This is a genomic window from Massilia sp. UMI-21 (assembly GCA_015277795.1).
Classification (GTDB): Bacteria; Pseudomonadota; Gammaproteobacteria; order Burkholderiales; family Burkholderiaceae_D; genus Telluria.
Map to the genome: position 1 here is coordinate 1,729,869 of CP063848.1, position 23,497 is coordinate 1,753,365.

The window sequence follows — 23,497 nt, forward strand, 5'->3', positions numbered from 1 at the left end:
GTTTATCTGCCTCCGCCGTAGCCTTCCGGCAATATCTCGAGTATTACTTCGGTCGGATCATCAGCTTCGACCTTGACGGTTTTTCCGCTAGCGTCGGTTTTTCCCTCGATCGTTTTCCCGTTGAAAATAATTCGGTAATGGCGATTGGCAAGTGTTTCGCCGGTTTGCGTGTCGGTCAAGACGAACTGCTGGTCGTAGCCTTCATTCTCCTTGCCGACCCATTCTCCCGCGCTATTCTGAATAAATCGTATAGGAACTTCTTCGCCACGGTCATTGCCGATGCCGTCGATGTCATTCAGCGTCGACAACAGTGGGCAGCCGCCGCTGGTTTTCATGCCATGAAGTACTGGACTACGGTCGTTAAAAAGCTTGTCGGGCCCATGCCCCTCGGCAATTACACAGCCTTTTGCACACCCCATGCGCGCGCCTTCGAAGGATAACGATCGGCCATCGCTCACGCTGCACGGATCGCCTTCGATTACCTGTTCGCCACAGGCGGCCTGATCGCCTTCGCGAATCCATCCGATGATCCTCATAGCTCGGCCTTTTCTACTTGATTGGAAGTGAGAGTCAAATTTAGTAGCGCAGCGATGTCAAGCATTGATTTCGAACAGGGATGCGGATCGCCAACGCTGGGCGTCGGCCGGTCGTCCTCGCACCCCCTGTGTATGCGGAGCGGCCGGTGCAAAGCGCCTGGTGGCGGGAGCGGCGTCGCGTAGCTTGGCAATGCGACGGCTACGCCCGACTTCTCGCGTCGTGAGGCGTGGGTGAGTGGGATCGCGATGCGAACGTGCAGGATGCCCGCTCGGGCGCGCTGCAGCCAAGACGAAGGCTTGGTCGCCATGCCGGTTTCCTGGGAGGGCACCTGGGTCGAAGGCCAGCACCGGGACGGCAGGCATGAAAAAGCCGCTGACGAATCAGCGGCTTTTTGGAAGAGGTTGGTGGAGGCGGAGTCTACCGAACTGCACTATGGAAGAGAGTAGATTTTGCCTTCAGTTACCCCCAAAGTTACCCCTGCCGGCGCCGTGCTACTCATCAGTGCGACGGCATTTGATTTGCTGATTTCGTCGGCCGTTTTAACACGCTTTAACATGCCTGTTTTTTGGGCGGCCTGGTCTGCTTTCCCCTATGCGGATGCTGCCGGCGGCGGGCGGTCCAGGCCATTTGCTGATTTGATTAACAAATTCAAAAGGGGGAAATTTTCTGCGCGTGGGAGGCAAGGTGGTGTCTGTCGGGCGGCGGTGGCAACTTTGGGCGGGGGCGGCATCTATGTGCCGTCCTGGGCCTTGCTGGGGGCGCTCGCATCTTCTTGCGGGTGCGCCGTGACGGCATCCAAAAACCGTTTTTCCTAACCTGCACGTGCGAATAAAAGGCTGGCAGGCGGTCCCTTGTGTGCCTCACTCCCTGCTTTTGATGGGGGTGGTCGCACTGGGAAAAAAGTTTTCATTTCGCGGGCGTGCGCGGAAAGAGGGCAGGCGGTACCTGCCTGGCGCGGTGCCGAACTTGCGGAGGGGGGGGCATACCTTCCAACTTTTTTTGTCCACGTTTATGGACGTGGTGGGGACGAGCGGTCCCTTCGTGGGCTCGCCGTCGACTTCGGGCGGGGTGGTGTGTCACCGCTCAGGAATGCGCCGTGCTGATGGGTGGTGCGTGCCGCGCGACAAAGGGAGTCTCCGCACGCTCTCGGGGTTATTCAATGAATGGGCCACTCGCCGAGTAACGCCCGTTGATCCTTAGCGCACGCCTGTGACGACTGCAAACGCTTTCGGGTGGGTGATCACGACATCGGCACGGACATGGCACAGGAATGCCAGTTCGCCGGTAGTAGCGAATGCCTCGCGCAGCAGCTGGATGCTGAGGTTTTCGCGCATCAGGAAATACATCTTGCTGAAGTCTCCCATGTAGATCTCGCTCGCATCGGACGAGGTGCCTTGCGTCAGGTTGATCGGGATCTGCGGGGTAGCGATCAACGGCAGGTTGGTCAGCAGTTCAGGCTTGCGCAGCGGCTGGCCGGTGGTATCGGTTAGACCAGCCAGCTTGACCAGGGAGCGCGGCGCCATAATAGCGGCGGTTGGCATTGGAGCATTGGCGGTCAGCAGTGCTTCAGTAGCGGACATGAAGTTGCTGTAGTCGGCCAGCGCCTTACCGTTTGCGCCGTTTTGGATGACGTGCACGCCTGAGGTGCCCTTGATGCCCAGCGGTTCAGGCGCCACGCCACTACCGCGCAGGCCGGCATAGTCGAGCGCCTGGGCGAATGCCTGAGCGATTGCGACTTGCAGGGCCGACTCGATGCCTTGGCCATCGGCTAGCAGCTCGCGGCTGATCTTGAAGTAGAAGGCCAGGCTTTGCGGGGTTGCCACCACGCCGCGAAACGCCGGGTCGCTCTCCGGTACGCCGCCGCGCTCTTCACGCCACGAAGCGGTAGGCACAGCATCCACCACGGCAGTGGTCACGGTCTTGGCGCCACTGTCCATCGGCACGATGCCGGCGCCGGCCAGCAGCAGGCTCGATACCGGGGTCAGGGCGCTGAGGATCTGTGGCATGGTCTGGGCCGGTACGCTGAAGCCGCCGGCGGTGTTGGTGCCCACCGACAGCGCAGCGTGTACAGCCTGGGTGGACTGCATACCGGCGACGCCGCGCATGAAGTCGGTCAGGCTGACTGGCTCGGTGTTGCCTTCTGCCTTCGGTGCGAAATGGGCCTTGAACTCGCCGTAGGTGCGCAGCGCCTTGACGCCGACATGAGGCGCGCTTGCGGCTGCGGCTGGGCCGTTCATCTCGAGTGCGGCAGCGCGGGTGTTCGTGCTGTCGAGTGCCGCTTCCAAATTCGTCAGCCGCTCGCCGTGCTCTGCCTTGAATTCCGTGATGGTTGCGTTGATCTGTTGGACCAGGCCCGCTACGCCGTCACCCTCAGCCCGCACGCCGCTGACGATGCCGCGCGGAGCGGCGCCAAGTGCTGTGCAAGTGATCGCGTCGGCATCGCCGCCTTCCTGGGCTTCTTCCAGCGCTTTGATTTCCACACCGATTTGCGTGAAGCGGTGCATGTTGCTATTCCACTCGGCTTGGTTGTCGGTTCCCCAGCTCGGGCCAGGGAAGCTATCCAGCATTACCTTGGCGCGTGCAATCAGTGCGGCTTCCTCGGCGCGCAGTTCGGTCAAACGATCCATATATTTCCTTTCGGTAAGAAGAGAAGCAAGGATCGTTCAGAGACAGGCCGCGCCGCAATCGGGCAACCGGGAGCAGCGCGGTGCGTTGTTGAGTAGGTGGGTTCAGCGCGTTGCAGATAGCGCGGCAAGGCGCTTGGTGCGCAACCAGTGATCGAAGTCGGCGCGCGCGATTACGGCAATGCCTGGCGTGATCTCGAAGAACCGGGGGAACGTCGCATCTACCTTGAGCATCCGGGCCAGCGTGTGCCGACTGATGCCGAGTTCGTAGGCCACCAGCTGGCGGCGCATGTATTGGCTAATGATCGCGGTCATTGCATTGACCCTTCAAAGTTTGGATGGAAACAGTTCCATTGTTTTTTTTGCGGGGACATTGGGGACAATGGGGACATCTAGTATCCATGCGGGTTTCCGCTGTCCCCACTCGTTGAAAAGCAGTGGGGACACGTGGGGACACGCCGCCGTGCTGGGGCTAATGATTCGGCGCTTCCCCCGCAGTTTGTCCCCATTGTCCCCACGCTGTCCCCGGCGCTGGGGACGCCGCAAACCCAGCATCCATGCGGTTGTCCCCATTGTCCCCACTGTCCCCACGTTTTTTGGTTTGGTTTGAATGATGGGCCGCATTACTCACCCTCCCACATGCGCCCGGTCAGGACATAACAGCGCGTTGTGCCAAGACCTGGGATGCGCGGCTTCTGTGTCGTGCGGCTTCCTTCTCCCGGCGCCAGCCATCCGGCCTTGAGTAGTTCCGCCGTCACCGTCTTGATGTCGTTTCCTTGGCACAGCTCGCGCTTGAAGGCTTCAGGCAGCACCAGATATTCCCGGTCGCCGCTGACGCCAGTGCGGTAGAAGCCGGCGCGGTTGATGATGCGCTGATCGCCGGTAGCGTGAATGTCCTCAAAGCGGCTTGCGCCGTGCGCCTCGAAGAAGGCCCGCACCTGGGCCAGGATATTGCGCTCCTCGCGGTTTCCCACACCGCCGAATGCATCCAGCCAGGCGGCAAAGCACTTGTGTGCCGCCGTGATCGCTTCTCCCGCTGTCCAGCCGGTGATGCCGTAGAAGGTAGCCAGCTCGCCGGCCACCGCCACCAGGGCGAAGCGGCGCGCCACTCGCAGCACCTGGCCGGCGGCTTGGTCCGCTACCGCATCATTGATGAACCCTTTGATGCCTTCTTCGATGATGTCGGGCAGCGTCGCCCGATTGGTGACGATGCTGCGCAACCAGGCCACGCCCGCGGTGCCGTGATTTCGGATCGCCGCGTCCTTGATTGCGAGCGCCAGCGCCGCCGGGCTGGGTTGGTCGTGCAGCACCTCGAAGGCGCCCATGCCGGCGCCTGCGTCGGCGTCGATGTCGGCAAGGCGGATCTCCTGGCCGGCGTTGACCTTGCGCCCAGCGCGCGCCATCAGGGCGGTTAGCGATTCCTCACCAGCTGACAGGAACAGCAGGCGCCAGCGGGCCGACTGGCGGGCCGCGCCGGTGCGGGACGCTCGCGCCTTGCCTTGGCCGTTCGCCAGCAGGTAGGCCGCTTCCCCGGCTTCCTTGGGGTCGATCTGGCTCAACTCATCCAGGATCAACAGACAGTCATTGTGCAGCGCCGCCAGCCCTTCCAGGCCGTTTGCGGTGGCGCGCCACAGCCGCGGGTAGTTGCTCGGGTTGCCCCACACGGACGCCGCCACCTTGAGCGCCGTTGTCTTGCCCGACGACGAACCGCCGCGCAGATGGAACCCGCCCGAATCTTCGCCGGCTACCTCGGCCAGCGGTCCAGCGAATGCGGCCGACAGGGCAAACACCAGGCGCGAGTTACCGGCTGCAGGTTGCGCCACCGTCGCGCGCCAGTCGTCCAGGGTGCCGGCGCTGGACAGGGCGGGATCGATCGCGTGCGCGTTCTGGAACACCACGATTTCATCCTGCTGCCCGATGGACTCGGACGGCGTGACATACACCGACCCATGCCAGCCCAGCCGCTCGACACAGCGCGCCCTGTTCTCGACCGGCCACACTTGCACGTAGGAGGCCAGCAGATCGCGCTGCGCCTTGCCCGGTGCGATCGACAGGCCCATGCGCGCCAATTCGCGCCGCATGTCCGTGCCGTCGCTTTGCAGCAGCTCGAGCGGCATGGCCCACTGGTGGCGCACGCGGTCATCGTCGTGCCACTCCAGCAGCCGGCCCCATTCGCCGCTCTTGGCGTCGCGCGTCTTTGCCACCACGGACAGGGGCGAGCATATCCAGCGCGGAGGCTGCTCGTTGCCGTCCTTGTCGGTGCCGATGAAGAAGACGCCGCGGTGCGAAACGTCGAACGTGCCGCCGGCGTAGCTACATGTCACCGATTCCGGATACAGGCGTTTGGCCTTGGTCTTCGGCGGCGCCGGTCTCTCGGCTTGGGTGCCGCCAATCAGCGGCGGTTGGCTCGCCTGTTCCTCGGGCGATTCCTCGGCGTCCTCTGGTCCATGCAAGACATCGTTGATCGCCTCGCGCACATCGGCCAGGCCAAAGCGCGCGGCCATGTCATTGATGTCGGTGTCGCCGGCGGCGCGGTCGTCGCCAAACGTCGGGACCAGCAGCCGGCCCGCGACGAAGCGCGCGGCCTGCTCGGCGTGGTGGTCGGGTTCGCCGGATACTTTCACCAGGTCGGCCACCAGCACCAGAAGCGCTAGCGGGTAGCGTGCGCGCATGGCCTTGGCCACGGTAAGCAGGTTCCCCGACGACAGGGCCGCAATGCAGGCATGGCCGCACGCTTCGCGCACCGTCAGCACGGTTGCAACACCTTCCCCGATGAACAGCACCAGGTCGGCGCCGTCATCGGGCAGCGCCTGGGCCGGCCAGTAGCCGCCAGCCTTCGCACCGCCGTAGATAGCCGACTTACGCCCGGCGCCGTCGATCAGTTCGCATGTGGTCAACTCGCCGTCGATGTAGACCGGCGCCACCAGCACCAGGCCGGCCAGTTCGTCGCCGCTCGACTTCGGCACATAGCCGAGTATCGGCGCAACCGCGGCGGCGTCCAGCTGGCGCAGGTTCTCGACCGGCGCCACGCCTTTGCGCGCCAGGTAGGGATGATCCGCAGTGGCCGGCTGGGCGGCGTCCCACAGCGCGGCCGCTTTCTTGGCTGCGTCGGCCCGGCGCCGAGCGTCTTCGCGCTTCGTGATGAGGCGCATGGCTTCAACCCTGGCGCGGTGCGCGTCTTCCTCGGCCGGGCTGAGTGTGCGCCCGATGTCGGCGCGCCAGCTCTGATGCAGGCCGGTGCGGTGGTCGCCGATGACGCCAGCAGGCACAGCACCGCCGTGCAGCACGTACCAGCCCGCATCGTCCTTGGGTTTGCCATTGCTGGAGAACCGGCGCAGCTTGCCATCGGCGTGGATCACGTCGGGCGGCGTCAGGCCGGCCGCTGCGATCTGGTCGCGGAACTGCGAAACGGCGGCGGCCTCAAAGCCTACGCTTTGAATTTTCGGAGTGCTACCCATTGGCTTGCACCTCCCAGCGTTCGCGCTCCTCGTTGGTTGGCTCGTAGTTCGGGTCGATCATCACCCACGGCACGATGCCGTAATGGTCGCCAGCCAGGTAAAGAATGCGGGAGCGGTCAGGTTCCGCGAACTGGTCGATGTTCCGCAGGATGAATTCGACTTCGCCTACCCATTGCTGGTCGTCCGGCGTGCTGAAGTAGACCTCTTGGTATTTGCGGGAAAAGGCTAGCGTGCCGCCTTCGTAGCGCAGCGGAGGCTGCGGGCCGACTTCGGGCGGGTTAGGCAGCGTCTTCTGCTTCGTGCGCCAATCCTCGGCGTCGGTTTTGCGCACCAGGGCTTGCAGAATGCGCAGATCGCCGCACCAGTCGGGATTTAAGCCCGGCTCCGCCTGGAGGCTCTCGATGTGCTCGACTGCGGCCGCATGGCTGTCAAACGCACCAAGGAATGCGCCGGCCATCGTTTTGACCGTCCAGAGGCAAGCGGCGCTCATGCTGCACCTCCCGCGATGGCGGCGAGCTGCTGGGCCAGGTCGTCGGCCAGGCTGGCGGACACGGCCAGCGCGTCGGCTTGGCCGGTAGCGGGCAGCAGTGCGAATGCACCCAGCATGGCGCCGATGGTGTCGGCGATGCCGGCGAGGCGGCGAATTTGTTCGGAGTGGGATTGTACGGACGAGCTGGTGCCAGGCATGTGAGCCTCCTTGAGTAGCGGTTTAGAACCGCTCCGCCCGCTGCTAAACGGGGAGGAGCGGCGAATGACAGGGTTAGCAGACCGGTACTCAAGGAAACCGGCAGGCCGAAGCCTCCCCACCACCGCCGCCCCATAGGAGGTACAGCATGGTACGGACGAAAAAATACCGCCTTTGGCGGTTGTCCGCCTTGAGTAATTCGGGCTGCTAAACCCGGTTCCGTCTTTTTCGGGAACGCAAACAGTATCGGACCAAGATGGACGAACCGTCAAGCGATTTGTGTGGATCTGGGCCGCACGGCACGGCCGGGCGCCTTGATAGGTCGGGTGCATCATGCGCACCGCCTTAGTGGGCCGACGAGATCAGAGCACGGATGTCCTCGACGCGCCACGCCGTGGTGCGCGGGCCGAGCTTGACGGGGGAGGGAAAGCGGCCCGACTTCACGCCGGCCCACCAGGTGGATTTACAGACCGGCACGACGGCCGGCACCGGCGGCTGTACCTTGTTATCGCCGATGATTTGCGGCAGGCGGAGAAAGCCGGTTTCGGGGAGTTGATGCATTCGATTGCTCCTGTCTGAATTAGTCCAAAGTGGACCGATAGGAGCAATATTGATTTCTCTGGTTATAGTCGAAAAGCCCCTGTCCAGGTGCGCCGTACGACATACCGGATGACGTTACACCGTTCCGGCAGGCACATATTTCTACCGCAACCCGTTACGCTCTACCGGTAGACTGAGTCTTCTTCCAGTCCGCAATCCAAGCCCTGGCAGTCCGGAATGTTACTGGAACCTCTTTCCCTGCGATTGCTTCCGCCGCGCTGTCCATACTTTTGTAATTAGCCATATTCGCATCGCACCATGCGAAAACATCGGCCTTCATTTTTCTGTTCTCGCTGTGTCGTGCGTCTAGCCCCGCTAAGGAAAACTTTTTAGCATCTAATCCTTTTTCCATGCCTCTGCCGGAAATCGTTCCTTGTAATATCCCAAGCCAATGCCAAGCGTCACAGACATAGCTCCAGGCTTCTATGCTTCCTTTTTCCGCCCTGAACGCTTGAATAGCGTATGCGCAGGCGACTTGCATTGTTGCGATTTGAATGATTGCCGCTTTGAAGCCTGGGGCGAATGGCTCGCCCTCCCAGTCAGTGAGGTTCTCAGTCTTCACTAACTCGTCGAACTGCTTTGTGCCAGTAGTTTCTGGGTTAGCCCATAATTCCTCGAAAATAATTTCCCAAAAGACCGGAGCATTCGGCAGATCCCATTTTTCCCATACCTCGACTAAACCGCTGATTACTAATCCGGCTTCCGATATAGGTGTTCGCAAACTTACTGGTGGCCTTGGCTCAATATCATGATCTTCGGTCATACGTATTCCTTATTATTTGACAGGGAAATGGACGGATGTTTCGGCGGATATTCAACTATCTGCGCGCTATGTTCTAGTTGCGTTGACTCGCAACTCATCCAAATAATCCGCCCATTGCTGCATCATCTTCCGCCGCTCGGGTAGATGGGCTGTCCGGTTATAGGCCCGGCCGTTCGGGTCTTTCACGGCGTGCGCCAGCTGGTGCTCGATCAGATCCGGCCGGAAGCCAAGTACCTCGTCCAGGATCGTGCGGGCCATCGCCCGGAAGCCGTGGCCGCTCATCTCATCTTTGCTGATACCCATGCGCCGCATCGCCGCCAGGATCGCGTTATCGCTCATCGGCCTGGCGCCGGTGCGGGCGCTGGGGAACACGTACCGCCCATGTCCGGTTAGCGGCTGAATCTCGCGCAGGATCGCCACAGCCTGGGTGGCCAGGGGGACGATATGGGGCGTGCCGGTCTTGGTGACGGTGTAGCGCCACTCCGCGGCGTCCAGATCGATATGAGCCCACTCGGCCGCGCGTAGCTCACCAGGACGCACGAACACCAGCGGGGCGAGGCGCAGCGCACAGGACACGGTAAGCGTGCCTTGATAAGCGTCCATGCTGCGCAGGATGCCGCCGACCTGTTCCGGCTCCGTCACCGCGGCGAAATGCTCACCACGGACCGGGGGCAGGGCACCGCGCAGATCCCCAGAAGGATCGCGGGAGGCCCGGCCGGTGGCTACGGCATAGCGGAACACCTGGCCGCAATTGCTCATGGCGCGGTGGGCCGTCTCCAGGGCGCCGCGCGCTTCAATCTTGCGGACTACTTGCAGCAGTTCGGGCGATGTGATCTCGGCAATCGGTCTGTTGCCTAAGTCGGGGAAGATGTCTCGCTCAAGGCGTCGAATGATCCTGTCGCCGTGCGAAGGAACCCAGCCAGGCGAATGCTTCTCGTACCACTCTCGAGCGACAAATTCAAAGCTGTTAGTGGCATGGACTCTACGCAACGTCTTTTGCGCCTTGCGGCTGTGGCTTGGGTCAATGCCATCGGCGATCTGTTTGCGTGCATCGTCGCGCCGCTCGCGCGCATCCTTCAGGCTGACATCGGGGTAGGTGCCTAAAGACAACAGCTTCTCTTTGCCGTCTATGCGGTACTTTAAGCGCCACCACTTACCGCCCGTGGGGGTAACCAGGAGGAACAGGCCGCGCTCGTCGAACAGCTTAACCGGCTTGGCGCCGGGCTTGGCGTTGCTAATGGCCTTGTCCGTCAGGGGCTTGCCCTTGCTGGCCGGCTTCGGAGTTGGGGTAACGTCGTCTAGTGGCATGGTGGGGGTAACAGTTTTGGGGGTAAGGGAGTTACCCCAAGAGATACCCCCACAAAGTTTTGGATGTCGTTGGACTATGTTACCCCTAAAAATACGATCCCCATAGTAAAAAACCCGCACAGAGGCGGGTTTTTGTACGTGGAAAAACCACGTTGGAGTATTTGTTGGTGGAGGCGGAGGGAATCGAACCCTCGTCCGCAAGCACTCTACAGACAGTTCTACATACTTAGCACTATCAATTAATTTAACCTGGACAACGGGGATGTGCACCCTTTGGACAAGCGAGTCACCTATTATTTAGCAGTCGACCAAGTGACCCGGCCTACTGCGAGCCCCTGTAAATGAGTCCACGAACCTTGCGGCACACCCCAGGGGCGAGGTGTTGTGGACCTAGCAGCAATTAAGCTGCGAGTGCGTACGAGTTATCGTTTGCAGTTATTGATTTCTGGATGTATTTACGAGGTAACCAGTCCTCGGTATGCCCTGCGCTGCTTTGCAACCCACGTCGAAACCAGGTCGCCCCCAACGAAAGAAGCTTCATTGTACTCCAATTCGCCGGCACATGCAGCCTGCGTGCGTGGGAACCGCTACATGTCAAGCCGGTCCAAAAGATAGGCTTTTAGCATGACGAACTTGCAATATCATGACCCGCTTGCGCCGTCTGCCTCAGGTCTTTCGACAAGGAATCAGGAATGGTTTGTATTGTCTGCGGTAACTCTCAAACAGCCGGGATCGCTGCGTGGCATGCCACCTGTCCGACTTGCCATTACGAAAGCGCGGCGCTGTCCGTCGCCATCAACCAGCATACCGGGCCCGAGGTCAACGAAGCCGAGCGCGAAGCGGGGCTGAAGGCTCTGCGGCTCGAGAACTTCCGGGCCATCGTGCAGTACGCCAAGCGGCATGTCCGGCCCGGCGCGCGCAGCCTGCTCGACGTGGGCAGTGCGCACGGCTGGTTCCTGGAGACCGCAAGCGAGGACTTCGGCGTGCTCGGCGTCGAGCCCGATGCGGTGGTCGGTTCGCGCGCCGCCGCCCGCGGCCTGCCGGTGCGGGCCGGCTTCTTCCCCCGACGTGCTGCGCGAGGGCGAGCGCTTCGACGTGATCGTCTTCAACGACGTCATCGAACATATCCCGGACATCCGCAGCGCCCTCGACGCCTGCCGCGCGCGCCTCAATCCGGACGGCATCCTGATCCTCAACCTGCCGAACAGCCGCGGCTTCTTCTACCGTCTCTCGAAAGTCATCGCCCGGCTGGGCTGGCGCTCGCCGTTCGAGCGGCTATGGCAGAAAGGCCTGCCCTCGCCGCACGTGCATTACTTCAGCGCCGGTAACCTGGCCAAGCTGGTGGCCGGGCGCGGCTTCGACCTGGTCGACAGCGCCGAACTGCCGGCCCTGCGCGCCAGGGGCTTGCGCGAGCGGCTCCGTTGCGCCGGCAACGTCTCGCCGTTGTTGCTGTGGGTGCAGTACATCGCCATCCTGTGCGCGATTCCGGTGCTGCGGATTTTCCCGAGCGACATCATCGTCTGCATCTTCCGAAAAAAACCGCAGGCTGAGTGCCTGCGGTCTGTGGAGTCAAACTGCGGAGTAGGGCAGACCGTTCAGCGGTTGCGGTTGGCGACCTCGTTGCCGATCATGCCGCCGCCGATGATGCCGGCCACCGTGGCGAGCTTCTTGCCATTGCCGCCGCCGATCTGGTTGCCGATCAGGCCGCCGATCACGGCGCCGGTGCCGATGCCGACATAGTTCGGCTGGGCCGGTGCGGGAGCAGGGGCCGGCTGCGGGTAGTAACGCGGCTCGCTCGGCTTGGCGTGCACCACGCGGGTCTTCTCGACCACCTTCACCACCGGCTTTTCACGGATCACTTCCTTGACCACGACGCGCTCGGGGGCCGGCGCCGGCTGGGCGGCCGGCTGGGCGTAGGCGACCGGCATGGCCATCTGCGGCGCCGGGCCGGCTGCCAGCTGGGTGGCCAGTTGCGGCGTCACCGGCGTGGCCGACAGCGGCGTGGCAGCCTGGCCCTGGACCGCGGCAGCCGGCACCATCACGACCTGGCCCTGGGCGGTGGTGACCGGCACCATCCCGGGCTGCTGCGCCACCGCATACGGCGCGGCGGCCAGCGGGGCCGCCAGGGCGTTGGGGGCGCTGTTCGAATGCGGCAGCAGGCCGGTGATCGCGGCGGCGCCGGTCAGGCTGACGATCACGACCGACACGGCGGCAGCGGCCATCAGGGGGTGAATGCGGTTGAGGCGGGTGGTTTCCATGTTCTGCTCCGTAGAAGACGTTTTGTTGTCGTATGGGAGTAGATTACCGGTGAGCCCGGTACAGAACTAGACGAAAGCCTGTATCAATCGTAAAGACTTGTAAGCGACCGGCGCAGCGGCGGGCCAGGACGACCCGCCGGGAAGGTGAAGGGAGTCTCAGGCCGCCGATGCGGTCGCGCGTGCCGATTCCACTAGCTTGCGCAGGGTATGCAGCAGGTCGGTCGGGGTGTCGAGCAGGTAGTCGGCGCCCCAGGTCGAGGGTTCGATGGCGCCGCAATAGCCCCAGTTGCAGGCAACCGTCACCATGCCGGCGGCGTGGCCGGCTTCGACGTCGCGCTTGTCGTCACCGACGTACCAGCAGTGTTCCGGATCCACGCCGAGGCGGCGGGCGCCTTCCAGCAGCGGGGCCGGGTGGGGCTTCGGGAAGCCGGTGGTGTCGCCCGACACCACGCAGCCCGCGTGCGACAGGCCGATCTGCGGAATCAGCGGGTCGGTGAAGCGCGCCGGCTTGTTGGTGACGATGCCCCAGGCCATGCCGGCCTGTTCGATCCCGTGCAGCAGTTCGATGATGCCGCCGAACAGCGAGCTGTGCACGGCCATGGTCTCCTGGTAGCGGTCGAACCATTGCAGGCGCAGTTCTTCATAGCCCTCGTCGCCCGGCGCCAGGCCGAAGGCGGCGCCGATCATGCCGCGCGCGCCGGCCGAGGCGGTGGGGCGCAGCACCGAATACGGGGTCGGCGGCAGGCCGCGCTCGGTGCGCAGCCAGTTGACGGCGGCCGCGAGGTCGGGCGCGGTGTCGGCCAGCGTGCCATCGAGGTCGAACAGGATGGCACGCGGTGCCGGCAGGACGGTCGGGAGAGTCATGGGAAATAAAGGATCAGGGCGCAGGAGGCAGAACGGATTACTGCGGCGGCTTGCTGCACGCCACCATGTAGTTCACGTCGGTGTCGTTGTTGAGCGAGTAAATCTTGGTCAGCGGATTGTATGTCAGGCCTTTCAGGCCGTCGACTTGCAATCCGGCAAGACGCGCAAATTGCGACAGCTCGGCCGGCGTGATGAACTTGGCGTAGTCGTGGGTGCCGCGTGGCAGCATGCGCAGGATGTATTCCGCGCCGATGACCGCGAACAGGTAGGACTTCGGGTTGCGGTTGAGCGTCGAGAAGAAGATGTGGCCGCCCGGTTTCACCAGGGTGGCGGCGGCCTGCACGATCGAGGCCGGGTCGGGCACGTGCTCGAGCATTTCCATGCAGGTGACCACGTCGAACTGGCCCGGCTCCTCGGCTGCCATCTCTTCGGCCGAGATGTGCTTGTAGCGCACCTCCACGCCCGATTCCAGGCTATGCAGGTCGGCCACCTTCAGCGCCTTTTTCGACAGGTCGATGCCGGTCACCTTGGCGCCCTTGCGCGCCATGGCCTCGGACAGCACGCCGCCGCCGCAGCCGATGTCGATCACCTTCTTGCCCAGCAACGGGGCGCGGGCGTTGATCCACTCGAGGCGCAAAGGATTAATTTCGTGCAGCGGGCGGAATTCGGACGTCGGGTCCCACCAGCGGTGGGCCAGCTCACTGAATTTCTGGATTTCTAATGGGTCTGCGTTCGTATTCATACTCGGGATGATACTGGAAATGTGGGTGATCTCAGAGTGCCGCACGGAAAATATGGCGGTGCCTGCGGGGCGCCCGGTTCCCGCGCGAAAAAAAACCCCGCCGCAGCGGGGTTTCGTTCAGCAATCGGCGGATTACTGGTTGACGCTGCGGGTACCGACGACTTCGATTTCCACGCGGCGATTCTTGGCGCGGCCTGCCGCGGTCTTGTTGGTGGCTTCCGGCTGCTTCTCGCCCTTGCCTTCGGTGTAGATGCGGTTTTCTTCCACGCCCTTGCCCTTCAGGTAGGTCTTGACGGCTTCAGCACGGCGGATCGACAGCTTCTGGTTGTAGGCATCGGTACCGATCGCGTCGGTGTGGCCGACGGCGATGATGACTTCCAGGTTCATGTCGCCCAGCTTGGCCACCAGCTCGTCCAGCGAGGCCTTGCCGGCCGGCTTCAAGACCGCCTTGTCGAAATCGAAGAAGGCGTCGGCCGAGTAGGACACTTTTTCCGAGGTCGGGACCGGGGCCGGCGCCGGGGTCGGCGCAGGCGCCGGGGCAGGTGCCGGTGCGACGACCGGCGGCGGCGGCGGCGGCGGCGGCGCGACGCACTTGCCGTTTTCCAGCTTTTCCGGCGGCACGCACAGCGGCGCGTCGCAGCCCGGGACCGCGTCGGCCGGCGTCCAGTAACCGGTGCGCCAGCACAGGCCGAAAGGATTGCGGGCGATCACGCCGCGGCTGTCCTGCACATAGGCGCTATACGGCGTACGCGCCTGCATGTCGGTGGTCAGCGGCGCATACGGTGCATCGCTTTGGGCAAATGCGTTGCCCGCGATCGCAGCCGAAGCAGCGAGCATGAGGGTGGCCAGTTTATTCATATTCTTTTTCCTTTCGGGTAAACACCTTGCGAAACGCAGCCCAGCATTGTGATCAATATATTAACACGCAGCCAGCGATGTCAGTCTCGCATTGTGAATCAATCAATTATTTTCCTGTCCATTTTGCCACATGCACTAGAAACGTACGACTGCACCCAAATCAAACATTGGCGAATCTCCATGTGCGTTGTTTTGTTGCAACATTTGCGCAAGCGGACTCGGCCGGCATCGACAATGCTGGAACCGTCGGTCCCGAAGACGGATTTGTACTGGTGCTAACTGCACCATGGTAGAATCGTCCGTTGCAACTCATAACCATTAGCCTGAAAGCAGTCGACCCGCCCAATGGATCAATTCGCAAAAGAAACAGTTCCCATTTCCCTCGAAGAAGAAATGCGCAAGAGCTACCTCGATTACGCGATGAGCGTGATCGTGGGCCGTGCTCTGCCGGACGTGCGGGACGGTCTGAAGCCGGTGCACCGCCGCGTGCTGTACTCGATGCACGAAAGTAATACGACCCACAACCGCCCGTACGTGAAGTGCGCGCGCGTGGTCGGCGACACCATGGGTAAATACCACCCGCACGGCGACTCGTCGATCTACGACACGCTGGTGCGCATGGCGCAGGACTTCTCGCTGCGCTACACCCTGGTGGACGGGCAGGGCAACTTCGGCTCGATCGACGGCGACTCGGCCGCGGCAATGCGTTACACCGAGTGCCGCCTCGATCGCATCTCGAGCGAACTGCTGGCCGACATCGACAAGGACACGGTCGACTACCAGCCGAACTACGACGGCAAGGAAAAGGAACCGACCGTCCTGCCGACCCGGATTCCGAACCTGCTGATCAACGGTTCGTCCGGCATCGCGGTGGGCATGGCCACCAATATCCCGCCGCACAACCTGTCGGAAGTCATCAACGGCGCCCAGCACCTGCTGCGCAACCCGGAATGCACGATCGACGAACTCATCGAGCTGATCCCGGCGCCGGACTTCCCGACCGCCGGCATCATCTATGGCGTCTCGGGCGTGCGCGACGGCTACCGCACCGGCCGCGGCCGTGTGGTGATGCGCGCCAAGACCCACTTCGAGGAATACGGCAAGGACGGCGGCCGCGTCGCGATCATCATCGACGAGCTGCCGTACCAGGTAAATAAAAAATCGCTGCTCGAGCGTATCGCCGAGAACGTGCGCGACAAGAAGCTCGAAGGCATCAGCGACATCCGCGACGAGTCCGACAAGTCGGGCATGCGCGTGGTCATCGAACTCAAGCGCGGCGAAGTGCCGGAAGTGGTGCTGAACAACCTGTACAAGCAGACCCAGCTGCAGGACACCTTCGGCATGAACATGGTGGCGCTGGTCAACGGCCAGCCGAAGCTGCTGAACCTCAAGCAGATGCTCGAGTGCTTCCTGTCGCACCGCCGCGAAGTGGTTACCCGCCGCACCGTGTTCGAGCTGCGCAAGGCGCGCGAGCGCGGCCACATGCTGGAAGGCCTGGCGGTGGCGCTGGCCAACATCGACGATTTCATCGCCATCATCAAGGCCGCGCCGACCCCGCCGGTCGCCAAGGTCGAGCTGATGGGGCAGGCCTGGGATTCGTCCCTGGTGCGCGAAATGCTGAGCCGCACCGAGATGGGCGCTTCCGGCGGCATCGAAGCCTTCCGTCCGGAGCACCTGCCGAAGCACTACGGCATGCAGCAGGACGGCCTGTACAAGCTGTCCGACGAGCAGGCCCAGGAAATCCTGCAGATGCGCCTGCAGCGCCTGACCGGCCTGGAGCAGGACAAGATCATCAACGAGTACAAGGAGGTGATGGACCACATCGCCGACCTGCTCGACATCCTGGCCAAGCCGGAACGCGTCACGACCATCATCAGCGACGAGATGGCGCACATCAAGAGCGAGTACACCGAGAACGGCAAGGATGCACGCCGCTCGGTCATCGAGCACAACGCCAGCGACCTGGAAACCGAAGACCTGATCACCCCGCAGGACATGGTGGTCACGCTCTCGCATACCGGTTACATGAAGGCGCAGCCGATCGCCGAATACCGCGCCCAGAAGCGCGGCGGCCGCGGCAAGCAGGCGATGGCGACCAAGGACGAAGACTGGATCGACCAGCTGTTCATCGCCAACACCCACGACTACATGCTGTGCTTCTCGAACCGCGGCCGGATGTACTGGCTGAAGGTCTGGGAAGTGCCGCAGGGCTCGCGCAATTCGCGCGGCAAGCCGATCGTCAACATGTTCCCGCTGCAGGACGGCGAGAAGATCACCGTGATCCTGCCGCTGTCGGGCGAAAATCGCACCTTCCCGGAACACCACTACGTGTTCATGGCGACCTCGCTCGGCACCGTCAAGAAGACGCCTTTGCGCGACTTCAGCAACCCGCGCAAGGCCGGCATCATCGCGGTCGACCTGGACGATGGCGACGTGCTGGTGGGCGCCGCGCTGACCGACGGCGAACACGACGTGATGCTGTTCTCGGACGGCGGCAAGGCGGTGCGCTTCGACGAGAACGACGTGCGCCCGATGGGCCGCACGGCGCGCGGCGTGCGCGGCATGAACCTGGAAGAGGGCCAGCAGGTCATCGCCCTGCTGGTGGCCGAGAACGAGCATCAGTCGGTGCTCACGGCCACCGAGAACGGCTTCGGCAAGCGCACCCCGATCCAGGAGTACACCCGCCACGGCCGCGGCACCAAGGGCATGATCGCGATCCAGCAGTCCGAACGCAACGGCAAGGTGGTGGCGGCGACCCTGGTCGATACCACCGACGAGATCATGCTGATCACGACCGGCGGTGTCCTGATCCGTACCCGCGTCGCCGAGATCCGCGAGATGGGCCGCGCGACCCAGGGCGTGACCCTGATCGCGGTCGAGGACGGCACCAAGCTGTCCGGCCTGCAGCGCATCGTCGAGACCGACCTGGAAGAGGTCGAGCTCGAACAGGCGCCGCAGTAAGCACCCCGATGGGCCGCCTCGACGCGGCCCTTTTTTTGGCAGAAAGGGCCGCATGACGAAGCAGATTTTCAATTTTTCGGCCGGTCCGGCCGTCCTTCCGAAGGAAGTGCTGCAGCAGGCCGCCAGCGAGATGCTCGACTGGCAGGGCAGCGGCATGTCGGTGATGGAGATGAGTCACCGCGGTCCGGAGTTCATCTCGATCTACAGGCAGGCCGAAGCCGACCTGCGCGAGTTGCTGGCGGTACCAAGCAACTACAAGATCCTGTTCATGCAGGGCGGCGGCCTCGGCCAGAACGCCATCATCCCGATGAACCTGGTCGGCTGCTGCGCGCAGCCGGCGACGATCGATTTCATCCATACCGGTTCCTGGTCGGGCAAGTCGATCAAGGAGGCGAAGCGCTACGCCCAGGTCAACGTCGCCGCATCGAGCGAAGCGACCGGCTTCACGTCGGTGCCGCCGCAGGAGACCTGGAACCTCACGCCGCACGCCGCCTACCTGCACATCTGCACCAACGAGACCATCGACGGCGTCGAGTTCAACTTCGTGCCCGAATCGCGGCCGAAGGTGCCGATCGTGGCCGACATGTCCTCGCACATCCTGTCCCGACAGATCGACGTGTCGAAGTACGGCCTGATCTTCGCCGGCGCCCAGAAGAACATCGGCCCAGCCGGCCTGACCCTGGTGATCGTGCGCGACGACCTGCTGGACGACGCGCTGGCGATCTGTCCCTCGGCCTTCCACTTCAAGACCGTGGCCGAGCACGAATCCATGTTCAATACGCCGCCGACCTACGCGATCTACATCGCGGGCCTGGTGTTCGCTCACCTGAAGAAGCAGGGCGGGGTCGCGGCGATGGAACAGCGTAATATCGACAAAGCGCGCCTGCTGTACGCCGCGCTGGACGCCGACGACTTCTACCAGAACCGCGTCGCGCCCGACTACCGCTCGCGCATGAACATACCGTTCTTCCTGCGCGACGAATCCCTGAACGACAAATTCCTGGCCGGCGCGAAGGCGCGCGGGCTGCTGCAACTGAAGGGCCACAAGTCCGTCGGCGGCATGCGGGCATCGCTCTACAACGCGATGCCGCTCGAGGGTGTGCAGGCCCTCGTCGATTATTTGAACGAATTCGCGGGACGTTGATCATGTGTTCGACCGGTTGGCGCGGTGACGCATCGGCCGGTTGAACGCGTGGGCAGGGGACCTGCCCACCCTACGAGACAGCGGTTTTCGTAGGGTGGGCGGGTTTCCCGCCCACGCGTTCAAGAAACGCAAGAACAGCCGCGAATCGCTTAACGCCCGATTTTTGCTTAGCAGAACATGTCAGACAAACTCCTCCCCCTGCGCGAACAGATCGACGCGATCGACGCGCAAATCCTCGCGCTGCTGAGCCGGCGCGGCCAGATCGCGCAGCAGGTCGGCCACGTGAAGGCCGAGACCAACGCCCCGGTGTTCCGCCCGGAACGCGAAGCGCAGGTCCTGCGCGGCGTCGCCGAGCGCAACCCCGGCCCGCTGAAGGATCGCGACGTCCAGACCATCTTCCGCGAAATCATGTCGTCCTGCCGCGCGCTGGAAAAGCGCGTGACGGTGGCCTATCTCGGCCCCTCCGGCACCTTCAGCGAGCAGGCCGTGTACCAGCAGTTCGGCACCGCGATCGAGGCGCTGCCCTGCATCTCGATCGACGAGGTGTTCCGCGCCACCGAGGCCGGCACCGCCGATTTCGGCGTGGTGCCGGTCGAGAACTCGTCCGAAGGCGCGATCAACCGCACCCTCGACCTGATGCTGGCCACCACCACCGTGATCAGCGGCGAGATCTCGATCCCGGTCCACCACAGCCTGATGACCAAAACCGGCAGCATGGACGGCGTCAAGGTGGTGTGCGCCCATTCGCAGGCGCTGGCCCAGTGCCAGGTGTGGCTCAACCTGCACCATCCGGACGTCGAGCGGCGCGCCGTGGCCTCGAATGCCGAAGCGGCGATCCTGGCCAGCCAGGACCCGAGCGTGGCGGCGATCGCCAGCGAGATGGCGGGCGAGCAGTACCAGCTCGGCGTGGTCCAGGCCCACATCCAGGACGACCCGCACAACCGCACCCGCTTCGCCGTGATCGGCAGCCTGGAGACCGGCCCCTCGGGCCGCGACCATACCTCGATCGTGCTGGCCGTGCCGAACAAGGCCGGGGCCGTCTACAAGCTGCTGGCGCCGCTGGCCAAACATGGCGTGTCGATGACCCGCTTCGAGTCGCGCCCGGCGCGCATCGGCACCTGGGAGTATTACTTCTATGTCGACATCGAGGGCCATGTCGTTGATCCCGCCGTCGCCCGCGCCCTCGGCGAACTGAAAGACAACGCCGCCTTTTTCAAGGTGCTTGGCTCCTATCCCCAGAGCCTCTGAATTTTCTACTTTTCTTTGAGATCAACCATGTCGCAATTCGGTCCAGATTACGTCCGCGCCATCGCCCCCTACCAGGCTGGCAAACCCATCGCTGAAGTCGCCCGCGAGTTCGGCCTCGACGAAGCCAAGATCGTCAAGCTCGCCTCCAACGAGAACCCGTTCGGCATTCCGGCATCGAGCCGCGCCGCGATGGCCCAGGCAGCCGCCGACCTCGGCCGCTACCCGGATGCCAACGGCTTCGAGCTGAAGGCCGCACTGTCCGCACGCTACGACGTCCCTAGCGACTGGATCACCCTCGGCAACGGCAGCAACGACATCCTGGAAATCGCCGCGCACGCCTTCGTGCAACAGGGTGAGTCGGTGGTGTATGCGCAGTACTCGTTCGCCGTGTACGCGCTGGCCACCCAGGGCGTGGGCGGGCGCGCGATCGTGGTGCCGGCCAGGGACTACGGCCATGACCTCGACGCCATGGCCGCCGCCATCGAAGCGGATACCCGCCTGGTCTATGTGGCGAATCCGAACAACCCGACCGGCACCTTCATCCCGGCCGAGCAGATCGAGGCCTTCCTGCAGAAGGTGCCGTCGAACGTGGTGGTGGTGCTGGACGAGGCCTACAACGAATACCTGGCGCCGGAACACCAGTTCGAATCGAGCGGGTGGGTGCGCAAGTACCCGAACCTGATCGTCTCGCGCACCTTCTCCAAGGCCTACGGCCTGGCCGGCCTGCGCGTGGGATTCGCCATCGCCCAGCCGGCAGTGACCGACCTGATGAACCGCATCCGCCAGCCTTTCAACGTGAATTCGCTGGCGCAGGCCGCCGCGGTCGCCGCGCTCAACGACAAGGATTTCCTGGAGCAGGGCGCCCGCAACAACGCCGAGGGCTACCGGCAACTGACCGCCGCTTTCGAGGAACTGGGCCTGCAGTACGTGCCCTCGTTCGGCAACTTCGTGCTGGTGAAGGTGGGTAGCGACGACCAGGCCGGCGCCCGCGTCAACCTGGCGCTGCTGCAGCAGGGCGTGATCGTGCGCCCGGTCGGCAACTACGGGCTGCATCAGTGGCTGCGCATCTCGATCGGCCTGCCGGAAGAGAATGCGGCCTTCATCGCCGCCCTCGAGCGAGCGCTGACAAGCGCGAGCGCGCTGGATCGATGATCGACCGCCTGGTCATCGTCGGCGTCGGCCTGATCGGCGGTTCCTTCGCGCTGGCGCTGAAGGAAGCCGGCGCCGTGCGCACCGTGGCAGGGCTGGGCCGTTCTCCGGAAGCGATGGCGCGCGCCCTCGAACTGGGCATCGTCGACGAGGTTTGCGACAGCCCGGCGCAGGCGCTGCGCGGCGCCGACCTGGTGCTGCTGGCCGCGCCGGTCGGGCAGACCGGGCCGATCCTGGCCACGCTGCTGCCGCACCTGGAACCACAGACCGTCATCACCGACGCCGGCAGCACCAAGTGCGACGTGGTGGCAAGCGCGCGCGCGGCCCTGGGCGAGCGGGTGCGCCAGTTCGTGCCGGGCCACCCGATTGCCGGCAGCGAATCGAACGGACCGGACGCCGCCCGCGCGGCGCTCTACCGCGGCAAGAAGACCGTGCTCACGCCGCTCCCGGAGAACCCGCCCGGCATGGTGGAGCGGGTCGCCGACGCCTGGCGCCGCTGCGGTGCGCTGATCCATACCCTGAGTCCGTCCGACCATGACCGCGTGTTCGCCGCCGTCAGCCACCTGCCGCACCTGCTGGCCTATGCGCTGGTCGACGACATCGCCGGCAAGCCGCACGCCGAGATGCTGTTCCAGTATGCCGCCAGCGGTTTTCGCGACTTCACCCGGATCGCCGGCTCTTCGCCCGAGATGTGGCGCGACATCAGCCTGGCCAACCGCGAGGCCCTGCTCACCGAGCTGGATGCATATCTGGCACAATTGACCACATTGCGGGCGCAGCTCGCCGCCGCCGACGGACGCGGCCTCGAAACCGTGTTTGCCAATGCGCAGCGCGCCAGGCAGGCATGGATCGAGGCGATCGAGGCCGGCTCGCCGCCCCACGAGTACCGCAATACGCACCAGGATACAGAATGACGCAGTCTACACACTACCCGCAGCACATCGACCTCGAACCCGTGATCCACGTCGAGGGCAGCGTGCGCCTGCCGGGTTCCAAGAGCATCTCGAACCGAACCCTGCTGCTGGCGGCGCTGTCCGAAGGGACCACCCTGATTCACGACCTGCTGGCCTCGGACGACACCATGGTGATGCTGGGCGCGCTGCGCGCGCTCGGCATCAAGTGGGACGAAGTCGACGAGCGCACCGTGGTCGTGCACGGCAACGGCGGCGTGCTGCCGGTGCATGAAGCCGATCTGTTCATGGGCAATGCCGGCACCGCCATCCGTCCGCTGACGGCGGCGCTGGCGGTGATCGGCGGCGACTACACCCTGCATGGCGTGTCGCGCATGCACGAGCGCCCGATCGGCGACCTGGTCGAGGCGCTGAACGCCGTCGGCGCCCAGATCGAATACACCGGAGAACAGGGCTTCCCGCCGCTGCGCATCCGGCGCGGCCACATTGTCGCCAACCGGATGGCGGTGCGCGGCAACGTGTCGAGCCAGTTCCTGACCGCGCTGCTGATGGCGGCTCCCTTGATGGCGACCACGCACGCGGTCTCGATCGACGTGGTCGGCGAACTGATTTCCAAGCCCTACATCGAAATCACTCTGAACCTGATGCGCCGCTTCGGCGTGACGGTCGAGCAGAACGGCTGGTCCTCGTTCACCGTGCACCCGGGCCAGCGCTATGCCTCGCCGGGCAGCATCCACGTCGAGGGCGATGCCTCGTCGGCGTCCTACTTCCTGGCGGCCGGCGCGATCGCCGGCGGGCCGGTGCGGGTCGAGGGCGTGGGCGAGAACAGCATCCAGGGCGACGTGCGCTTCGCCGACGCGCTCGAGCGCATGGGCGCGATCGTGACCCGCGGCGAGAACTGGATCGAGGCGCGCTCGAACGGCGTGCTCAAGGCCATCGACGCCGATTTCAACCACATCCCGGATGCCGCGATGACGATCGCGGTGGCGGCGCTGTACGCGGACGGCCCGAGCACGCTGCGCAACATCGCCAGCTGGCGCGTGAAGGAAACCGACCGCCTGGCCGCGATGGCGCTCGAATTGCGCAAGGTGGGCGCCGAGGTGGAAGAGGGGCCGGACTACATCCGCATCACGCCGCCGGAGCAGTTGAAACCGGCCACCATCGATACCTACGACGACCACCGCATGGCGATGTGCTTCTCGCTGGCCTCGCTGGACGGCGCGGCACGCAGGGGGAATGCGATGCGCATCAATGACCCGAAATGCGTGGCCAAGACCTTCCCCGAGTATTTCGAGGCGTTCGCGGGCATTGCGAAAAACGAACTGTTTTGAACCGGCACCGCGGGGGAGCCAGTAAAATAGTCCACTGGACCGTTTTACCCCCGCGA

Annotated in this window: 19 protein-coding genes, 1 other RNA gene and 1 pseudogene; 7 read left to right on the top strand and 14 right to left on the bottom strand. The window is 63.8% G+C overall.

Annotated elements, in window-relative coordinates; translation table 11 throughout:
• Positions 1-2: 2 nt before the first annotated feature.
• From IM543_07720 to ssrA, 10 genes are all read right to left on the bottom strand, one after another.
• The gene (locus tag IM543_07720) at positions 3-536 is read right to left on the bottom strand and encodes a PAAR domain-containing protein (GenBank protein QOY95716.1); all 534 of its coding nucleotides are present in this window, start codon (positions 534-536) and stop codon (positions 3-5) included.
• Positions 537-1,733: 1,197 nt separating this feature from the next.
• The gene (locus tag IM543_07725) at positions 1,734-3,164 is read right to left on the bottom strand and encodes a phage major capsid protein (GenBank protein QOY95717.1); all 1,431 of its coding nucleotides are present in this window, start codon (positions 3,162-3,164) and stop codon (positions 1,734-1,736) included.
• Between the two features lie 102 nt (positions 3,165-3,266).
• Positions 3,267-3,476 carry an AlpA family phage regulatory protein gene (locus tag IM543_07730; GenBank protein QOY95718.1) on the bottom strand — a complete coding sequence of 70 codons (210 nt, stop codon included), beginning with the start codon at positions 3,474-3,476 and terminating at the stop codon, positions 3,267-3,269.
• Positions 3,477-3,784: 308 nt separating this feature from the next.
• Positions 3,785-5,665 carry a DUF927 domain-containing protein gene (locus IM543_07735; protein ID QOY96575.1) on the bottom strand — a complete coding sequence of 627 codons (1,881 nt, stop codon included), beginning with the start codon at positions 5,663-5,665 and terminating at the stop codon, positions 3,785-3,787.
• A 946-nt stretch (positions 5,666-6,611) separates the two neighbouring features.
• Positions 6,612-7,109 carry a hypothetical protein gene (locus IM543_07740; protein ID QOY95719.1) on the bottom strand — a complete coding sequence of 166 codons (498 nt, stop codon included), beginning with the start codon at positions 7,107-7,109 and terminating at the stop codon, positions 6,612-6,614.
• Positions 7,106-7,306 (bottom strand): hypothetical protein, encoded by a 201-nt coding sequence (locus tag IM543_07745; protein QOY95720.1) that lies wholly within the window; start codon positions 7,304-7,306, stop codon positions 7,106-7,108. The genes IM543_07740 and IM543_07745 overlap by 4 nt, the downstream gene beginning before the upstream one ends.
• Positions 7,307-7,649: 343 nt before the next feature.
• Positions 7,650-7,865 (bottom strand): AlpA family phage regulatory protein, encoded by a 216-nt coding sequence (locus IM543_07750; protein ID QOY95721.1) that lies wholly within the window; start codon positions 7,863-7,865, stop codon positions 7,650-7,652.
• A 154-nt stretch (positions 7,866-8,019) separates the two neighbouring features.
• On the bottom strand, positions 8,020-8,667 hold the full coding sequence (locus IM543_07755; GenBank protein QOY95722.1) for a hypothetical protein: 648 nt from the start codon (positions 8,665-8,667) through the stop codon (positions 8,020-8,022).
• Between the two features lie 66 nt (positions 8,668-8,733).
• Positions 8,734-9,975 (bottom strand): integrase arm-type DNA-binding domain-containing protein, encoded by a 1,242-nt coding sequence (locus tag IM543_07760; GenBank protein QOY95723.1) that lies wholly within the window; start codon positions 9,973-9,975, stop codon positions 8,734-8,736.
• A 165-nt stretch (positions 9,976-10,140) separates the two neighbouring features.
• Positions 10,141-10,499, bottom strand: a transfer-messenger RNA (tmRNA) gene (gene ssrA, locus IM543_07765).
• A 168-nt stretch (positions 10,500-10,667) separates the two neighbouring features.
• Here ssrA and IM543_07770 point away from each other — a divergent pair.
• Positions 10,668-11,514: pseudogene (locus IM543_07770) on the top strand (class I SAM-dependent methyltransferase).
• A gap of 56 nt (positions 11,515-11,570) precedes the next feature.
• Here IM543_07770 and IM543_07775 read toward each other — a convergent pair.
• The 4 genes from IM543_07775 to IM543_07790 form a co-directional block, all read right to left on the bottom strand.
• A complete protein-coding gene (locus tag IM543_07775) occupies positions 11,571-12,233 on the bottom strand; it encodes a hypothetical protein (GenBank protein ID QOY95724.1) in 663 nt (220 codons plus the stop codon).
• A 156-nt stretch (positions 12,234-12,389) separates the two neighbouring features.
• Complete coding sequence (locus IM543_07780; protein ID QOY95725.1) at positions 12,390-13,097, bottom strand: HAD-IA family hydrolase; 708 nt, start codon at positions 13,095-13,097, stop codon at positions 12,390-12,392.
• Between the two features lie 37 nt (positions 13,098-13,134).
• Positions 13,135-13,839 (bottom strand): bifunctional 2-polyprenyl-6-hydroxyphenol methylase/3-demethylubiquinol 3-O-methyltransferase UbiG, encoded by a 705-nt coding sequence (gene ubiG / locus IM543_07785; protein QOY95726.1) that lies wholly within the window; start codon positions 13,837-13,839, stop codon positions 13,135-13,137.
• Between the two features lie 132 nt (positions 13,840-13,971).
• On the bottom strand, positions 13,972-14,697 hold the full coding sequence (locus IM543_07790; GenBank protein QOY95727.1) for an OmpA family protein: 726 nt from the start codon (positions 14,695-14,697) through the stop codon (positions 13,972-13,974).
• Between the two features lie 345 nt (positions 14,698-15,042).
• Here IM543_07790 and gyrA point away from each other — a divergent pair, with 345 nt between their 5' ends.
• The 6 genes from gyrA to aroA all read left to right on the top strand — a co-directional run bounded on the left by gyrA (position 15,043) and on the right by aroA (position 23,441).
• Positions 15,043-17,658, top strand: coding sequence for a DNA gyrase subunit A (gene gyrA, locus IM543_07795; GenBank protein QOY95728.1), 2,616 nt, complete (start codon positions 15,043-15,045; stop codon positions 17,656-17,658).
• Positions 17,659-17,710: 52 nt separating this feature from the next.
• The gene (serC, locus tag IM543_07800) at positions 17,711-18,802 is read left to right on the top strand and encodes a 3-phosphoserine/phosphohydroxythreonine transaminase (GenBank protein QOY95729.1); all 1,092 of its coding nucleotides are present in this window, start codon (positions 17,711-17,713) and stop codon (positions 18,800-18,802) included.
• 177 nt (positions 18,803-18,979) lie between these two features.
• Complete coding sequence (gene pheA, locus IM543_07805; protein ID QOY95730.1) at positions 18,980-20,050, top strand: prephenate dehydratase; 1,071 nt, start codon at positions 18,980-18,982, stop codon at positions 20,048-20,050.
• A gap of 27 nt (positions 20,051-20,077) precedes the next feature.
• Positions 20,078-21,202 (top strand): histidinol-phosphate transaminase, encoded by a 1,125-nt coding sequence (locus IM543_07810; GenBank protein ID QOY95731.1) that lies wholly within the window; start codon positions 20,078-20,080, stop codon positions 21,200-21,202.
• The gene (locus tag IM543_07815; protein ID QOY95732.1) at positions 21,199-22,113 is read left to right on the top strand and encodes a prephenate dehydrogenase/arogenate dehydrogenase family protein; all 915 of its coding nucleotides are present in this window, start codon (positions 21,199-21,201) and stop codon (positions 22,111-22,113) included. The genes IM543_07810 and IM543_07815 overlap by 4 nt, the downstream gene beginning before the upstream one ends.
• Positions 22,110-23,441: a 3-phosphoshikimate 1-carboxyvinyltransferase gene (gene aroA / locus IM543_07820; GenBank protein ID QOY95733.1), complete on the top strand. Its 1,332-nt coding sequence runs from the start codon at positions 22,110-22,112 to the stop codon at positions 23,439-23,441. Before IM543_07815 ends, aroA begins: the two co-directional genes overlap by 4 nt.
• Positions 23,442-23,497 lie beyond the last annotated feature (56 nt).

What these genes read in the sequence shown, in the direction of transcription:
- IM543_07745 (QOY95720.1), bottom strand. Translation starts at nt 7,306, where the DNA reads ATGCCTGGCACCAGCTCGTCCGTACAATCCCACTCCGAACAAATTCGC.
- IM543_07815 (QOY95732.1), top strand. Translation starts at nt 21,199, where the DNA reads ATGATCGACCGCCTGGTCATCGTCGGCGTCGGCCTGATCGGCGGTTCC.
- IM543_07720 (QOY95716.1), bottom strand. Translation starts at nt 536, where the DNA reads ATGAGGATCATCGGATGGATTCGCGAAGGCGATCAGGCCGCCTGTGGC.
- aroA (QOY95733.1), top strand. Translation starts at nt 22,110, where the DNA reads ATGACGCAGTCTACACACTACCCGCAGCACATCGACCTCGAACCCGTG.
- IM543_07725 (QOY95717.1), bottom strand. Translation starts at nt 3,164, where the DNA reads ATGGATCGTTTGACCGAACTGCGCGCCGAGGAAGCCGCACTGATTGCA.
- gyrA (QOY95728.1), top strand. Translation starts at nt 15,043, where the DNA reads ATGGATCAATTCGCAAAAGAAACAGTTCCCATTTCCCTCGAAGAAGAA.
- IM543_07730 (QOY95718.1), bottom strand. Translation starts at nt 3,476, where the DNA reads ATGACCGCGATCATTAGCCAATACATGCGCCGCCAGCTGGTGGCCTAC.
- IM543_07740 (QOY95719.1), bottom strand. Translation starts at nt 7,109, where the DNA reads ATGAGCGCCGCTTGCCTCTGGACGGTCAAAACGATGGCCGGCGCATTC.
- IM543_07760 (QOY95723.1), bottom strand. Translation starts at nt 9,975, where the DNA reads ATGCCACTAGACGACGTTACCCCAACTCCGAAGCCGGCCAGCAAGGGC.
- IM543_07750 (QOY95721.1), bottom strand. Translation starts at nt 7,865, where the DNA reads ATGCATCAACTCCCCGAAACCGGCTTTCTCCGCCTGCCGCAAATCATC.
- pheA (QOY95730.1), top strand. Translation starts at nt 18,980, where the DNA reads ATGTCAGACAAACTCCTCCCCCTGCGCGAACAGATCGACGCGATCGAC.
- IM543_07790 (QOY95727.1), bottom strand. Translation starts at nt 14,697, where the DNA reads ATGAATAAACTGGCCACCCTCATGCTCGCTGCTTCGGCTGCGATCGCG.
- serC (QOY95729.1), top strand. Translation starts at nt 17,711, where the DNA reads ATGACGAAGCAGATTTTCAATTTTTCGGCCGGTCCGGCCGTCCTTCCG.
- IM543_07755 (QOY95722.1), bottom strand. Translation starts at nt 8,667, where the DNA reads ATGACCGAAGATCATGATATTGAGCCAAGGCCACCAGTAAGTTTGCGA.
- ubiG (QOY95726.1), bottom strand. Translation starts at nt 13,839, where the DNA reads ATGAATACGAACGCAGACCCATTAGAAATCCAGAAATTCAGTGAGCTG.
- IM543_07735 (QOY96575.1), bottom strand. Translation starts at nt 5,665, where the DNA reads ATGGCCGCGCGCTTTGGCCTGGCCGATGTGCGCGAGGCGATCAACGAT.
- IM543_07810 (QOY95731.1), top strand. Translation starts at nt 20,078, where the DNA reads ATGTCGCAATTCGGTCCAGATTACGTCCGCGCCATCGCCCCCTACCAG.
- IM543_07775 (QOY95724.1), bottom strand. Translation starts at nt 12,233, where the DNA reads ATGGAAACCACCCGCCTCAACCGCATTCACCCCCTGATGGCCGCTGCC.
- IM543_07780 (QOY95725.1), bottom strand. Translation starts at nt 13,097, where the DNA reads ATGACTCTCCCGACCGTCCTGCCGGCACCGCGTGCCATCCTGTTCGAC.